The organism is Streptomyces sp. NPDC091292 (assembly GCF_044757265.1).
Classification (GTDB): Bacteria; Actinomycetota; Actinomycetes; order Streptomycetales; family Streptomycetaceae; genus Streptomyces.
This window is the reverse complement of the sequence record NZ_JBIVUQ010000001.1, coordinates 1551838-1564887: the sequence shown is the minus strand read 5'-3', so window position 1 is coordinate 1564887 and position 13050 is coordinate 1551838. Positions and strand designations below refer to the sequence as shown.

Annotated in this window: 16 protein-coding genes; 1 reads left to right on the top strand and 15 read right to left on the bottom strand. The window is 70.0% G+C overall.

What is annotated here, in order from left to right; genetic code table 11:
* Positions 1-35 precede the first annotated feature (35 nt).
* The 3 genes from ACIQNU_RS07560 to ACIQNU_RS07550 all read right to left on the bottom strand — a co-directional run bounded on the left by ACIQNU_RS07560 (position 36) and on the right by ACIQNU_RS07550 (position 2141).
* Entirely contained in the window at positions 36-617 is a 582-nt protein-coding gene (locus ACIQNU_RS07560) for a dihydrofolate reductase family protein (protein WP_401361988.1), read from the bottom strand.
* Positions 614-1291: an ArsR/SmtB family transcription factor gene (locus ACIQNU_RS07555; protein ID WP_401361985.1), complete on the bottom strand. Its 678-nt coding sequence runs from the start codon at positions 1289-1291 to the stop codon at positions 614-616. The genes ACIQNU_RS07560 and ACIQNU_RS07555 overlap by 4 nt, the downstream gene beginning before the upstream one ends.
* Positions 1292-1370: 79 nt before the next feature.
* Positions 1371-2141: an antibiotic biosynthesis monooxygenase gene (locus ACIQNU_RS07550; RefSeq protein ID WP_401361982.1), complete on the bottom strand. Its 771-nt coding sequence runs from the start codon at positions 2139-2141 to the stop codon at positions 1371-1373.
* A 181-nt stretch (positions 2142-2322) separates the two neighbouring features.
* Between ACIQNU_RS07550 and dapA the strand changes: the two genes are divergently transcribed.
* A complete protein-coding gene (gene dapA, locus ACIQNU_RS07545; protein ID WP_401361979.1) occupies positions 2323-3267 on the top strand; it encodes a 4-hydroxy-tetrahydrodipicolinate synthase in 945 nt (314 codons plus the stop codon).
* Here the strand turns inward: dapA and ACIQNU_RS07540 are convergent.
* The 12 genes from ACIQNU_RS07540 to ACIQNU_RS07485 all read right to left on the bottom strand — a co-directional run bounded on the left by ACIQNU_RS07540 (position 3254) and on the right by ACIQNU_RS07485 (position 12901).
* Positions 3254-3835, bottom strand: a complete 582-nt coding sequence (locus tag ACIQNU_RS07540) for a hypothetical protein (RefSeq protein WP_401361977.1) — start codon at positions 3833-3835, stop codon at positions 3254-3256. The two genes, dapA and ACIQNU_RS07540, sit on opposite strands and share 14 nt — an antisense overlap.
* A gap of 47 nt (positions 3836-3882) precedes the next feature.
* Positions 3883-4872 carry a 2,3,4,5-tetrahydropyridine-2,6-dicarboxylate N-succinyltransferase gene (gene dapD, locus ACIQNU_RS07535; protein WP_401361974.1) on the bottom strand — a complete coding sequence of 330 codons (990 nt, stop codon included), beginning with the start codon at positions 4870-4872 and terminating at the stop codon, positions 3883-3885.
* A 151-nt stretch (positions 4873-5023) separates the two neighbouring features.
* Positions 5024-5575: a TetR/AcrR family transcriptional regulator gene (locus ACIQNU_RS07530; protein ID WP_401361971.1), complete on the bottom strand. Its 552-nt coding sequence runs from the start codon at positions 5573-5575 to the stop codon at positions 5024-5026.
* Positions 5575-5895 carry a DMT family transporter gene (locus ACIQNU_RS07525; RefSeq protein ID WP_401361969.1) on the bottom strand — a complete coding sequence of 107 codons (321 nt, stop codon included), beginning with the start codon at positions 5893-5895 and terminating at the stop codon, positions 5575-5577. The genes ACIQNU_RS07530 and ACIQNU_RS07525 overlap by 1 nt, the downstream gene beginning before the upstream one ends.
* A gap of 105 nt (positions 5896-6000) precedes the next feature.
* On the bottom strand, positions 6001-6336 hold the full coding sequence (locus ACIQNU_RS07520; protein ID WP_389891180.1) for a metal-sulfur cluster assembly factor: 336 nt from the start codon (positions 6334-6336) through the stop codon (positions 6001-6003).
* Positions 6333-6791, bottom strand: a complete 459-nt coding sequence (sufU, locus tag ACIQNU_RS07515; RefSeq protein WP_401361966.1) for a Fe-S cluster assembly sulfur transfer protein SufU — start codon at positions 6789-6791, stop codon at positions 6333-6335. Before sufU ends, ACIQNU_RS07520 begins: the two co-directional genes overlap by 4 nt.
* A 41-nt stretch (positions 6792-6832) precedes the next feature.
* Positions 6833-8095, bottom strand: coding sequence for a cysteine desulfurase (locus tag ACIQNU_RS07510; protein ID WP_401362543.1), 1263 nt, complete (start codon positions 8093-8095; stop codon positions 6833-6835).
* Positions 8096-8097: 2 nt separating this feature from the next.
* Positions 8098-8862: a Fe-S cluster assembly ATPase SufC gene (gene sufC, locus ACIQNU_RS07505; RefSeq protein ID WP_401361963.1), complete on the bottom strand. Its 765-nt coding sequence runs from the start codon at positions 8860-8862 to the stop codon at positions 8098-8100.
* Positions 8863-8869: 7 nt separating this feature from the next.
* Positions 8870-9211, bottom strand: a complete 342-nt coding sequence (locus ACIQNU_RS07500) for a non-heme iron oxygenase ferredoxin subunit (protein WP_401361961.1) — start codon at positions 9209-9211, stop codon at positions 8870-8872.
* Positions 9208-10407, bottom strand: a complete 1200-nt coding sequence (sufD, locus tag ACIQNU_RS07495; protein ID WP_401361958.1) for a Fe-S cluster assembly protein SufD — start codon at positions 10405-10407, stop codon at positions 9208-9210. The genes ACIQNU_RS07500 and sufD overlap by 4 nt, the downstream gene beginning before the upstream one ends.
* 188 nt (positions 10408-10595) lie before the next feature.
* Entirely contained in the window at positions 10596-12017 is a 1422-nt protein-coding gene (sufB, locus tag ACIQNU_RS07490) for a Fe-S cluster assembly protein SufB (RefSeq protein ID WP_401361956.1), read from the bottom strand.
* Entirely contained in the window at positions 12014-12901 is an 888-nt protein-coding gene (locus tag ACIQNU_RS07485) for a helix-turn-helix transcriptional regulator (protein WP_401361953.1), read from the bottom strand. Before ACIQNU_RS07485 ends, sufB begins: the two co-directional genes overlap by 4 nt.
* Positions 12902-13050 lie beyond the last annotated feature (149 nt).

Below are 13050 nucleotides of genomic sequence, written 5' to 3'. Positions count from 1 at the left end.
GCGAGCGCGGGGCCGGGGAAATGGAGAGATGGGGGTCAGCTTTCGGTTTCGGTTTCGGTGGGCGCGTAGACGATGTGCTGGACGCCGCTGCCGAAGGATTCCGACGAGACGACCCGCAGGGACGTCGTGGCCAGGCCCTCCTCGAAGAGGCGCTGCCCCTTGCCGACGACGATCGGGTGGACGAGCAGATCGATCTCGTCGACCAGCCCCTCGGCGAGCAGGAACTGCACAAGCCGGGCGCTGCCCATCACGATGATGTTCTTGCCGTCCCGTTCCTTGAGCGCGCGGATCGCGTCGGCGATCCCGTCGCCATCGCCGTCACCATCGCCGGAGACGACGGTCGTGTTGTGCCAGTCGGGCTCCTCCAGTGTGGAGGAGACGACGTACTTGGCGATGCCGTTCATCTCGGCGGCGCCCGGCGTGTCGGCCGGCAGCTTGGGCCACGCGGCGGCGAACCCGTCGTAGGTGGTACGCCCGAGGAGCAGTCCGTCCGCGTCGCTCATCCAGCCCGCGACGACCCGCGTCATGTCGTCGTCGAAGTACGGGAAGTGCCACTCGTGGGGCGCCTCCACGACTCCGTCGGCGGCGATGAACTCGGTGACGATCAGCTTCCTCATGACAACTCCTTCTCGACTGTGCCGCCCGGTCCGGTGTCCGGCCCGGGTTCGGGGGCGACGGCGGGTACGGATTCCGCGGCGGCCCGCGCCTCCGCCTTGACCTTGGGATGTACGGCGATGACGATCCGGTGGTCCCGGCCACTGTCCGCCGTACCGTCGTGGTACTTGCGGATCAGCGCGCCGACGCCCTGCGTCAGCTCGTCGATGAACGCGGCCCGGTCGGCGGCGGACGCGAAGCGCACCTCGCCGTCGAGCGCGTACGTCGCGAGCCGCTTACGGGCCCGTGCCGCGCCCGTGATCAGGGTGCCGACGTCCTGCACCAGGCGGGCGGCCACGGAGAGCAGCCACCGCGCCGAGAGCTGGTCGCGGGCGCGGTCCGGGTCGGGCTGCACGGAGCCGAGCGCGCCGGGCAGGATCACGTACGACGCAGCGGTGGCCCGCATCAGCCGCTCGGTGACATTGCCCTTCCTGCGCTCCCCGGCCAGCTCGACCAGGCCGTGCCGCTCCAGCGCCTTCAGGTGGTAGTTCACCTTCTGCCGGGGCAGCCCGACCTTCGGCGCCAGCATGGCGGCCGACGCCGGGCCCGCCGCCAGCTCCGCCAGCAGGCGGGCCCTGGCCGGGTCCAGCGAGACGGCCGCTGCCGCCGGGTCATCGATCACGGTGACGTCCAACATGGCTTCACTCTCTCACCGAAAACTTTTCTTGTCCAGACGACTGGAGTCGTCGGTGAGAACGTCCCGGCGCCGCGCGCGCCTACTCCACACCACCGTCGGGCAACAACTGATACGCGAGCACATACCGGTTCACGCCACCCGCATCCCCCCGCAGCCCCGGATACTGCTGGACGCGCCGCCAGCGCTCGTCCGGGGTGCCGATGCCTTCGCCGGGGGTGGCGAGTGCGGCGATGTGGGCCTGCGCGCTCTCCCACTCCGCGTAGTTGACGACGGTCGTGCCGTCGAGCGAGAGGTGGAAGTGGGCGGAGATCCCGCCGGGCCGGTCGGCGATGCTGCCGTCGGCCGTGTCGCCGGCCAGCGCGTCGAACACGGCGTCGACCCAGGCGCGTTGCCGGTCGGGGTCGGGGCCGTCGAACACGGCCTGGACGACGACGACCGCTCCGGGCACCCGCTCGTCACCGGGTTCGCTGCCGCTGCGGTACCGGCGGGTCTTCAGCAGTCCGAGCCGCCGGATGCCGGGCACCGCCCGGTCGATCTCCTCGTTGCGTGCGTCGCGGCCGTTGCCCGCCGCTTCGAAGAAGTCCTGATAGGCCCGCTCGTCGCGCCACTGCGAGTGATGCATCAGCGTCACGCCGTCCTCACCCGCGTAGACGCTGTACGAGAGCAGCCCGTCGTGCGGCCAGTCCCGGGACTCCCAGGCGCGCGCGATGGCGTCCAGGGTGGGGCGCAGGTCGGCCGGGGCGGGAACCCGCCAGGTACTGAAGAAGGCGAGCCCGGCGTCGGGCCGCTCGGGGTCGGGGTACTGGTCGGTGCGCCGGGTCGAACGGTGTGCGGGCGCGGGCGTGGCCATCGGAGCCTCCGTCGTGGCGATCGGGTGGTTGCGTACTCCCACGTTCGGATGTCAACCAAGGTTGAGGTCAAGGGCGAGACCCTCTACTCATCACCAGAGGGATCACCTCGCAGCATCGCTTACTGATTCCCGGTAGAAAAATTAAGTAGCGCTTCGATATCGGAGGGCCGACACTGCTGGTATGACGACGCCGATGACGATGCCGATGACGACGACACGGTTGAGGCCCGCGCGGCCCTTCGGGCGGACGCTCTGTGCCATGGTCACGCCGTTCACGGAGTCCGGCGCGTTCGATCTCGACGGCGCGGGGACGCTCGCGGACCGGCTGGTCGCCGGGGGCTGCGACGGTCTGGTGCTGTCCGGCACGACGGGCGAGTCACCGACGACCACGGACACCGAGAAGGCCGCGCTGGTACGGGCGGTGCGCGAGGCCGTCGGCGACCGGGCGTCGGTCGTCGCGGGCGTCGGCACCGCGGACACCCGGCACACGGCCGAGCTGGCGGCGGACGCCGAAAAGGCGGGCGCGGACGGCCTGCTGGTGGTCACCCCGTACTACAGCCGCCCTCCGCAGGAAGCCGTCGAGGCCCACTTCCGTGCGGTCGCGGACGCATCGGGGCTGCCCCTGATGCTGTACGACATCCCGGGCCGCACGGGCACCCGGATCGCACCGGAGACGATGCTGCGCCTCGCGGAGCACCCCCGTGTGGTCGCCGTGAAGGACTGCGCGTACGACCTGCTCGGCACCCAACGGGTGCTGTCCGGCAGCGATCTGGCGTACTACACGGGCTGCGAGGAGTTCATCCTGCCGCTGTACGCGATCGGCGGCGCGGGCTATGTGTCGACGGTGGCGAACGCGGCGCCGGGCCCGCTGCGCGCGATCCTGGACGCCTTCGACACGGGCGACACGGCGGGCGCGGCCCGCGCCCAGCTCCGGGCGGCCCCGCTGATCGCGCGCATGATGGCCGCGGGCCTGCCAGGCACGGTCACAGCAAAGTCCCTGCTCACCGCACTCGGCCTACCCGGAGGCCCCCCACGCCCACCCCTGCTGCCGGCACCGCCCGAAGCGGCGGAGGAACTACTCGCGCACTACGAGGAGTTGACGCGCGCCGAGGTCACCGCCGGGTAAGGACGGCCGGCCGGCCGGTGCCGTGGTACGCCTGCCGGCCCGCCACGGGGTGGGCGCACTCCGTGGCACGGAACTTCGCGAGGGACGTGGTCATCTGGCCGTCGGCGTCGGCGCCCTTGACACGGCCGGCGAGGTAGCGGACCTGGCCGGGCGAGAGCGCCGCCAGGTCCTCGGTCGAGAAGCTGACGCTGCCGGCCGACCAGGAGTTGTCGTAGGTGGAGCCGTACAGCTTGTAGTCCCGGCCGGGGGCGAGCGGTGCCATGGGCTTCCTGGCGGACCAGCCGTCCTCGCCCGCACCGGAGAGCGGCCACGTGCTGTAGCCGGTGAGAGCGCTTCTGGTCCGCGTCCACCTGCCGAGCGCCTGGCTGCCCTCGCCGGCCCGGTCGCTGTCGCTGTACATCAGGGCGACATCGACGTGGTCGTGGCAGATGAGCATCACGCCGAGCGGCTGTCCGTCCTCGGTGACGGAGACGCCGGTCCTCCCCGCCGAGGGCACCCCACATCCGGGCAGAACCGTCATCGCCGCGCACACGGCGCTCCCCAGTGCGATACGCCGGATCCACGCCATGATCGCGCACCCCCGCCGGGCGGCGCCGTGCGGTGGTGCCGGAGTGCTCAGTTGTGGCTGTGCAGGACCTCGTTCAGGCCGCCCCAGACCGCGTTGTTCGGGCGGGCCTCGACGGCGCCGGTGACCGAGTTGCGGCGGAAGAGGATGTTCGAGGCGCCGGACAGGTCGCGGGCCTTGACGATCTGGCCGTCGGGCAGCGTGATCCGGGTGCCCGCGGTGACGTAGAGACCGGCCTCGACCACGCATTCGTCGCCGAGCGCGATCCCGACGCCCGCCTCGGCGCCGACGAGGCAGCGCTCGCCGATGGTGATGCGGACATTGCCGCCGCCGGACAGGGTGCCCATGGTGGAGGCGCCGCCGCCGATGTCGGAGCCGTCGCCGACGACGACGCCCGCCGAGATCCGGCCCTCCACCATCGACGTACCGAGCGTGCCCGCGTTGAAGTTCACGAAGCCCTCGTGCATGACAGTGGTGCCGTCGGCGAGGTGCGCGCCGAGGCGGACCCGGTCGGCGTCGGCGATCCGGACGCCCTTCGGCGCGACGTAGTCCGTCATGCGCGGGAACTTGTCGATCGACGTGACCTGGAGGTGCAGGCCGTCCGCGCGGGCGTTCAGCCGGACCGTCTCGACGGCGTCGACGGCGACCGGGCCGAGCGAGGTCCAGGCGACGTTGGCGAGGAGGCCGAACAGGCCCTCCAGGTTCTGGCCGTGCGGCTTCACCAGGCGGTGCGAGAGGAGGTGCAGACGCAGATAGGCGTCGTGCGCGTCGAGCGGCTTGTCGTCGAGGGACGCGATGACCGTACGGACGGCGACGACCTCGACCCCGCGCCGCGCGTCGGGCCCGACGGCACGCGCGGCGCCCTCGCCCAGGAGGTCCACGGCCCGCTCGGCGCTCAGCCGTTCGGTGCCGGCCGGGCCGGGCTCGGCGGACAACTCCGGTGCGGGGAACCAGGTGTCGAGGACGGTGCCGTCGGCGGCGACGGTGGCGAGGCCTGCGGCGACGGCGCCGGTGGTACGAGTAGCAGTCGTGTCGGTCATGCCAGCAACCTAACCGCCCGGAGGGCGACGACGCGAACCCGCGCCGGACCCGTCTCAGAACCCGGCCGCCAACCCGCCGCCGACCGGCCGCCGACCGGTCCCACCAGGCACGCGACCCCGCCCCCGACACCCCGAGGACACCCCTGCCGACTCACGCCCGCCCACCCCCACCGACGACCCGCCCCAACATCTCCCGCGCATACGCCTCGTCGTACTCGCCGCCCGTCAACAGCACCTGCAGACAGAAACCGTCGACCAGCGCGACCAGCGCCCGCGCGGTGACCGGGTCGGTGCGCCGGGCGAGCTGTTGGGCGAGGCCCTGGCACCACTCGGCGGCGACCGGCCGCAGCGCGGGCCGGCGCAGCGCCGCGAGATACAGCTCGTACTCCAGCTCCACCCCCGTACGGTCCCCGGCCAGCCACTCCCCCGTCAGCGCGGCGAGTTCGGCGGCGACGTCGACATCCGGATCGCCGAAGGAGCCCCGGCGCTCGACCACCTTGGCGAACCCCTCGTTGGCCTGCCGCAGCGCGGCGACCATGAGTTCGTCGAGGGTCGCGAAGTGGTACGTGGTCGAGCCGAGCGGCACATCGGCGGCGCGGGCCACGGAACGGTGGCTGAGCCCTGCGATGCCCTTCTCGCCGACCACCCGGATCGCGGCGTCGATGATCCGCTGCCGCCGCTCGGGGTCGTACCGGCGGACCATCAGTGGGCCCCGCCGATGTTGAGCAGCACGACCCCGGCGATGACCAGCGCGATCCCGGCGACCTTGGCCGCGGTCAGCGCTTCGCCGAGGAACACCATGCCGATCGACGCGATGACGGCGGTGCCGACCCCGGCCCATATCGCGTAGGCGGTCCCGACCGACACCGTCTTGAGCGTCTGCGCGAGCAGCGCGAAGGCGATCACATACCCGGCGACGGTGACGACGGACGGCCACAGCCTGCTGAAGCCCTCGCTGTACTTCATGGCGGTGGTGGCGCCGACTTCGGCGGCGATGGCTCCGGCGAGGAGGACGTATCCCATGCGTACGAGAGTACACATCGATGCGTACGCCCGTACATAGCGAGTTCGCGGGGCATGACGGAACCCCCGGCGCGAAAGGCGCCGGGGGTTCACTGGAGGAAACACTCAGACGTTGAACCCGAGCGCCCTAAGCTGCTCGCGCCCGTCGTCCGTGATCTTGTCGGGCCCCCACGGCGGCATCCAGACCCAGTTGATCCGGAGTTCGTTGACGATGCCGTCCGTGGCCGACCGGGCCTGGTCCTCGATGACGTCGGTCAGCGGACAGGCCGCCGATGTGAGCGTCATGTCGACGGTCGCGATGTTCGCGTCGTCCACGTGGATGCCGTAGATCAGGCCGAGGTTGACGACGTCGATGCCCAGTTCGGGGTCGACCACATCCATCAGGGCCTCGCGGAGTTCCTCCTCCGAGGCCGGCTTCATCAGCGTGTCGTTGTCGGTCATGCGGTCTTCGCCTCCTCCGCGAAGGCCTGGGCCGTCGCGTCCTTCCACGCCATCCAGCTGAGCAGGGCGCACTTCACACGGGCGGGGTACTTGGAGACCCCGGCGAACGCGACCGCGTCCTCCAGGACCTCCTCCATCGCGTCGTCCGGTTCGATGCGGCCCTTCGACTGCATCAGCTCCAGGAAGACGCCCTGAATCTTCTGGGCCTCGGCCAGCTCCTTGCCGACCAGGAGATCGTTCAGCACCGAGGCGCTGGCCTGGCTGATCGAGCAGCCCTGCCCCTCGTACGAGACGTCGACGATCCGCGAACCGTCGTACTTCACGCGCAGCGTGATCTCGTCGCCACACGTCGGGTTGACATGGTGCACCTCGGCGTCACCGTCCCGCAGACCACGCCCGTGCGGGTGCTTGTAGTGGTCCAGGATGACGTCCTGGTACATCGAGTCCAACTTCACAACGACCTACCTCGCGTCCTGTCTGCCTCTGCCGTCTGCCGTCAGCCGAAGAAGTTCCGTACGTGCTCCAGGCCGTCGACCAGTGCGTCGATCTCGGCCGGTGTGGAGTACAGATAGAACGACGCTCGCGTGGTCGCAGGAATTCCGTACCGCAGGCAGACCGGCCGTGCGCAGTGGTGGCCGACCCGGACCGCGATGCCCTGCTCGTCGAGGACCTGGCCCACGTCGTGCGGGTGGATGTCACCCAGTGTGAAGGAGATCGCCGCGCCGCGCTCCTCGGCCGTCGTCGGGCCGATGATCCGCAGGTCGGGGACGTCAAGGAGCCGCTTGACCGCGTACTCGGTCAGTACGTGCTCGTGCTCGGCGATCCGGTCCATGCCGATGGCGTCGAGATAGTCGACCGCCGCGCCCAGGCCCACGGCGCCCGCGATGGGCGGGGTGCCCGCCTCGAACTTGTGCGGGGCGGGGGCGTAGGTCGACGAGTGCATCGACACGGTCTCGATCATCTCGCCGCCGCCGAGGAACGGCGGCAGGTCCTCCAGAAGCTCCTGGCGGCCCCAGAGGACACCGATACCGGTCGGACCGCACATCTTGTGGCCGGTGAAGGCCACGAAGTCGGCCTGGAGCGCCTGCACGTCCAGCGGCATGTGCGGGGCGGCCTGCGAGGCGTCGATGAGGACCAGCGCGCCGACCTCCTGGGCGCGGCGCACGATGGCCTCGACTGGGTTGACGGTGCCCAGGATGTTGGAGACCAGGACGAACGAGACGATCTTCGTCCGCTCGGTGATGACCTCGTTGATGTTGGACAGGTCGAGGCGGCCGTCGTCGGTGAGGCCGAACCACTTCAGCTTCGCGCCGGTGCGCTGCGAGAGCAGCTGCCACGGGACGATGTTGGAGTGGTGCTCCATCTCCGTGATGACGATCTCGGTCTCGTGGTCCACGCGGTAGGGCTCGTCGGCCCAGCCGAGCATGTTGGCGACGAGGTTGAGCGACTCGGAGGCGTTCTTGGTGAAGATCACCTCGTTGCGGCTGGGCGCGTTGATGAAGGCGGCGACCTTGTCACGCGCGCCCTCGTACAGCGCCGTGGCCTCCTCGGCGAGCACGTGCACACCGCGGTGGACGTTGGCGTTGTGCTGCTCGTAGTACTCGCTGAGTACGTCGAGGACCTGGCGCGGCGTCTGCGAGGTCGCCGCGTTGTCCAGGTACACCAGCTTCTTGCCGTCGTGGACCACGCGGTCCAGGATCGGGAAGTCCTTGCGGAGCGCCTCGGTATCGAGGAGGCCGGGGAGCCCCTGGCGGGCCACTGTCACGCGGATGCGCCACCCTTCACATATGCCTCGTAGCCCTCGTTCTCCAGCTTGTCGGCGAGTTCGGCGCCGCCGGACTCCGCGATCCGCCCCTGGGCGAACACGTGGACGTAGTCGGGCTTGATGTAGCGCAGGATGCGCGTGTAGTGGGTGATGAGGAGGGTGCCCACCTCACCGGTCTCGCGGACGCGGTTGACGCCCTCGGAGACGACGCGCAGGGCGTCGACGTCGAGGCCGGAGTCGGTCTCGTCGAGGATGGCGATCTTCGGCTTGAGGAGTTCGAGCTGAAGGATCTCGTGGCGCTTCTTCTCACCGCCGGAGAAGCCCTCGTTCACATTGCGCTCGGCGAAGGCCGGGTCCATGTGGAGACGCTCCATGGCCCCCTTGACCTCCTTCACCCAGGTACGCAGCTTCGGGGCCTCACCGCGGATGGCGGTGGCCGAGGTGCGCAGGAAGTTGGAGACGGAGACACCGGGGACCTCGACCGGGTACTGCATCGCGAGGAACAGCCCCGCGCGCGCCCGCTCGTCGACGGTCATCTCCAGCACGTCCTCGCCGTCGAGGGTGACGCTGCCGCTGGTGATCGTGTACTTGGGGTGTCCCGCGAGGGAGTAGGCGAGGGTCGACTTGCCGGAGCCGTTGGGGCCCATGATGGCGTGCGTCTCGCCCTGCTTCACGGTCAGGTCGACACCCTTGAGGATCTCCTTCGTGGCGTTGTCGGCCTCGACGGTGACGTGCAGGTCTCGGATTTCAAGCGTTGCCATGGGTGCCTCAGGACTCCTGGGTGAGGGAGGCGCGTACGTCGACGAAGACGCTGCCTCCTTCGATCTTTACGGGGTATACGGGAACAGGGCGCGTCGCGGGCAGCCCCGAGGGCTTGCCGGTGCGGAGGTCGAAGCTGGAGCCGTGCAGCCAGCACTCGATCTGACAGTCCTCCACCTCGCCCTCGGACAGCGAGACGTTCGCGTGCGAGCAGATGTCGTTGATCGCGAACACCTCGCCCTCGGTGCGTACGAGGGAGACGGGCGTGCCGTCGAGTTCCACCCGTTTCGGGGTGTCCTCCTCCAGCTCGCTCAGCCCGCAGGCGCGTTGGAACACCGATGCGTCACTCATGCGACCGCGGCCTCCAACTCCTCTTCGATCTTCGTGAGGAGGCGCTCCTGGACGTCGGGCAGTCCGATCTGCTGGACCAGCTCGGCGAAGAAGCCACGCACGACGAGCCGCCGGGCCTCCGGCTCGGGGATGCCGCGTGCCATCAGGTAGAAGAGCTGCTCGTCGTCGAAGCGGCCGGTCGTGGACGCGTGTCCGGCGCCGACGATCTCACCGGTCTCGATCTCCAGGTTCGGCACGGAGTCGACGCGGGCGCCGTCGGTGAGGACGAGGTTGCGGTTCATCTCGTACGTGTCGGTGCCCTCGGCCTTGGCCTCGATGAGGACGTCGCCGATCCACACCGCGTGCGCGCCGTCGCCCTGGAGTGCGCCCTTGTAGACGGCGTGCGACTTGCAGTGCGGGGTGTTGTGGTCGACCAGGAGGCGGTGCTCCTGGTGCTGGCCCTTGTCGGTGAAGTACAGACCGAACAGCTCGGCCTCGCCGCCGGGGCCCGCGTAGCTGACGCGCGGGTGGAGGCGGACGAGGTCGCCGCCGAAGGTGACCACGATCGACTTGAAGGAGGCGTCGCGGCCCACGAGCGCGTTGTGCTGCGCCACGTGCACGGACCGCTCGTCCCAGTCCTGGACGGAGACGACGGTGAGCTTGGCGCCGTCCCCGATGAGGTAGTCGACATTGCCGGCGAGTACCGCGTCACCGGTGTGGTCGATGACGACGACGGCCTCGGCGAAGGCACCCAGCTCGATGACCTGGTGGCCGTAGGCGGTGCCGCCCTCGCCGTGCACGGCGATCCGGATCGGCTCGGTGAGGACGGTCTCCTTGGGGACGGTCACCACGGACGCCGACTCGAAGCCCGCGTACGCCTGTGCGGCGACGCGGTCGACCGGGGTGCCGGCGCGGCCGAGCCGGGCGTCGTCGCGGCCGACGGTCTCCACGGTGACGCCCGCCGGGGCCTCGACGGCGATCTTGACGCCGGAGCCGGTGGCGACGGCGGTGCCGTCGTGGAGCCCGCGCAGCCGCTCCAGGGGCGTGAACCGCCACTCCTCCTCACGACCGTGCGGGACCGGGAAGTCCGCGACGTCGAAGGAGGGCGGCGCGCTCATACGGGTGGCGACGGTCGACTCGGCGGCCACCGCCACCGCTCCCGCCGTGAGGGAGCCGGAGGTGGTCGCACCCGCCGGGATGTTCTGGGCCTGAGCCATGGCTTTCGTCTTGCTCGCTTTCTGCCTCGTCGTGCTCGCTCGCCATCGGCGGCGATCGGTCCGGCGGCACCTCTCGGTGCCGCCTGCCCGCCGCCTCGCGGCAAGCTCGGGGGCTCAGCGAGTGAGCCCGGTTCCGTCGGTCGTGGTTCCGTCGGTCGTGCGGGTGGGTGGGGCGGGCGTGGGGGGCGTCAGCCGACCGCGCCTTCCATCTGCAGCTCGATGAGCCGGTTCAGCTCCAGGGCGTACTCCATGGGGAGTTCCTTGGCGATCGGCTCGACGAAGCCGCGCACGATCATCGCCATCGCCTCGAACTCGGTCAGACCACGGCTCATCAGGTAGAAGAGCTGGTCCTCGGAGACCTTGGACACGGTCGCCTCGTGGCCCATGGACACGTCGTCCTCGCGGACGTCGACGTAGGGGTACGTGTCCGAGCGGGAGATGGTGTCCACCAGGAGCGCGTCACAGAGCACGTTCGACTTGGAGCCGTGGGCGCCCTCGCCGATCTCGACCAGACCGCGGTAGGACGTACGGCCGCCGCCGCGCGCCACGGACTTCGAGATGATGTTGGACGACGTGTTCGGCGCCATGTGGACCATCTTGGAGCCGGCGTCCTGGTGCTGGCCCTCGCCCGCGAAGGCGATGGACAGGGTCTCGCCCTTGGCGTGCTCGCCCATCAGGTAGACGGCCGGGTACTTCATGGTGACCTTGGAGCCGATGTTGCCGTCGACCCACTCCATGGTCGCGCCCTCGTACGCCACGGCACGCTTGGTGACCAGGTTGTAGACGTTGTTCGACCAGTTCTGGATGGTCGTGTAACGGCAGCGGCCACCCTTCTTGACGATGATCTCCACGACGGCGCTGTGCAGCGAGTCCGACTTGTAGATCGGGGCGGTGCAGCCCTCGACGTAGTGGACGTAGGCGTCCTCGTCGACGATGATCAGCGTCCGCTCGAACTGGCCCATGTTCTCCGTGTTGATACGGAAGTAGGCCTGGAGCGGGATCTCGACGTGCACGCCCTTCGGCACGTAGATGAAGGAGCCGCCGGACCACACGGCCGAGTTCAGCGACGCGAACTTGTTGTCGCCGACCGGGATGACCGTGCCGAAGTACTCCTTGAACAGCTCCGGGTGCTCCTTGAGCGCGGTGTCCGTGTCGAGGAAGATCACGCCCTGCTCCTCCAGGTCCTCGCGGATCTGGTGGTAGACGACCTCGGACTCGTACTGCGCGGCGACACCGGCGACGAGGCGCTGCTTCTCCGCCTCGGGGATGCCGAGCTTGTCGTAGGTGTTCTTGATGTCCTCGGGCAGGTCCTCCCAGGACTCCGCCTGCTTCTCCGTGGAGCGCACGAAGTACTTGATGTTGTCGAAGTCGATGCCCGACAGGTCCGAGCCCCAGCTCGGCATGGGCTTCTTCTCGAAGAGCCGCAGACCCTTCAGACGCAGCTTGGTCATCCACTCCGGCTCGGACTTCTTGGCGGAGATGTCGCGGACGACGTCCTCGCTGAGTCCGCGCTTGGCGGAGGCACCGGCCGCGTCGGAGTCGGCCCAGCCGTATTCGTACGTGCCCAGGCCTTCCAGCTCAGGATGGGCAGTCTCCGTGGGCAGAGTCATGCGGGGTTCCTCCCGGCCGTGCTTGCTGATGTGTGGTGGGTGGTCTGGGGTGGTGTCTCCGGCCGCGGTGGCGGCCGAAGGGGCGGGCTCGGCGGCATCGGCCGCGCTGCGGCGCTGTGCTGCTCCGCGGCCTTGTGCTGCTGTGCGGCCGAGTGCTGCTCCGGCTGCTGGTCCGCCCGTGGGATGAACGTCGTGCAGACGCCGTCGCCGTGCGCGATCGTGGCCAGTCGCTGGACGTGGGTCCCGAGCAGGCGGGAGAAGAACTCCGTCTCCGCCTCGCACAGCTGCGGGTACTGCTCCGCGACATGGGCGACCGGGCAGTGGTGCTGGCACAACTGCTCGCCCTGCTGCCGACCGGGTGCGCTACGCGCCGTAGCAGCGTACCCGTCGGCGCTCAGGGCTTTCGCCAGCGCTTCGGTGCGCTCGCCGGGGGGCGCGGCCTCGATGGCGGCCCGGTAGGCGTCGGCGAGGGATTCGACGCGGTCGCGCGCGAAGGCGGCGACGGCGGCCTCCCCGGCGCTCCCGCCGCCGGCGGCCCGTGCGATCCAGCGCAGGGCGTCGGCCGCGAGCTGGTCGTAGGACTGGTCGAAGGCGTCCCGGCCGCAGTCCGTCAGGGCGAACACCTTGGCGGGGCGGCCCCGGGTGCGGGCCCCGTAGACCCGCTGCTCCCGCGCCTCGACGACGTCGTCGCCGACGAGTGCGTCCAGATGGCGGCGGACGGCGGCCTGGGTGAGGCCCAGGCGTCCGGCGAGATCGGCCACCGTCGACGGGCCGTGGTCCAGGATGGAGCGCGCGACGCGGTTGCGGGTGGACCGCTCACCGGTCGCGAGTTCCTCCTGCGGGGCCCTCGCGTGGGCCTCCTGAGCCTCGCCGACGTATTTCACAACGCCATTGTTGCGTAATTCCTCTGGACCCGACAAGCGACCCAGGTCGGGACGTACGGTGGCCTCGGTCACTAAGGGTTACCTAACCGGAAGGAGTCCGGCCCCCGGCCGTCCGGAGAGGACCGCCCCGCCGGTCCCGGGCCCTCGGC

Bases quoted from the DNA above. Each gene is read 5' to 3' on its own strand.
- ACIQNU_RS07560 (WP_401361988.1), bottom strand. From the start codon at position 617: ATGAGGAAGCTGATCGTCACCGAGTTCATCGCCGCCGACGGAGTCGTG.
- ACIQNU_RS07530 (WP_401361971.1), bottom strand. From the start codon at position 5,575: ATGGTCCGCCGGTACGACCCCGAGCGGCGGCAGCGGATCATCGACGCC.
- dapD (WP_401361974.1), bottom strand. From the start codon at position 4,872: ATGACCGACACGACTGCTACTCGTACCACCGGCGCCGTCGCCGCAGGC.
- ACIQNU_RS07540 (WP_401361977.1), bottom strand. From the start codon at position 3,835: ATGGCGTGGATCCGGCGTATCGCACTGGGGAGCGCCGTGTGCGCGGCG.
- ACIQNU_RS07520 (WP_389891180.1), bottom strand. From the start codon at position 6,336: ATGACCGACAACGACACGCTGATGAAGCCGGCCTCGGAGGAGGAACTC.
- sufC (WP_401361963.1), bottom strand. From the start codon at position 8,862: ATGGCAACGCTTGAAATCCGAGACCTGCACGTCACCGTCGAGGCCGAC.
- ACIQNU_RS07555 (WP_401361985.1), bottom strand. From the start codon at position 1,291: ATGTTGGACGTCACCGTGATCGATGACCCGGCGGCAGCGGCCGTCTCG.
- ACIQNU_RS07525 (WP_401361969.1), bottom strand. From the start codon at position 5,895: ATGGGATACGTCCTCCTCGCCGGAGCCATCGCCGCCGAAGTCGGCGCC.
- ACIQNU_RS07550 (WP_401361982.1), bottom strand. From the start codon at position 2,141: ATGGCCACGCCCGCGCCCGCACACCGTTCGACCCGGCGCACCGACCAG.
- ACIQNU_RS07500 (WP_401361961.1), bottom strand. From the start codon at position 9,211: ATGAGTGACGCATCGGTGTTCCAACGCGCCTGCGGGCTGAGCGAGCTG.
- dapA (WP_401361979.1), top strand. From the start codon at position 2,323: ATGACGACGCCGATGACGATGCCGATGACGACGACACGGTTGAGGCCC.
- sufD (WP_401361958.1), bottom strand. From the start codon at position 10,407: ATGGCTCAGGCCCAGAACATCCCGGCGGGTGCGACCACCTCCGGCTCC.
- sufB (WP_401361956.1), bottom strand. From the start codon at position 12,017: ATGACTCTGCCCACGGAGACTGCCCATCCTGAGCTGGAAGGCCTGGGC.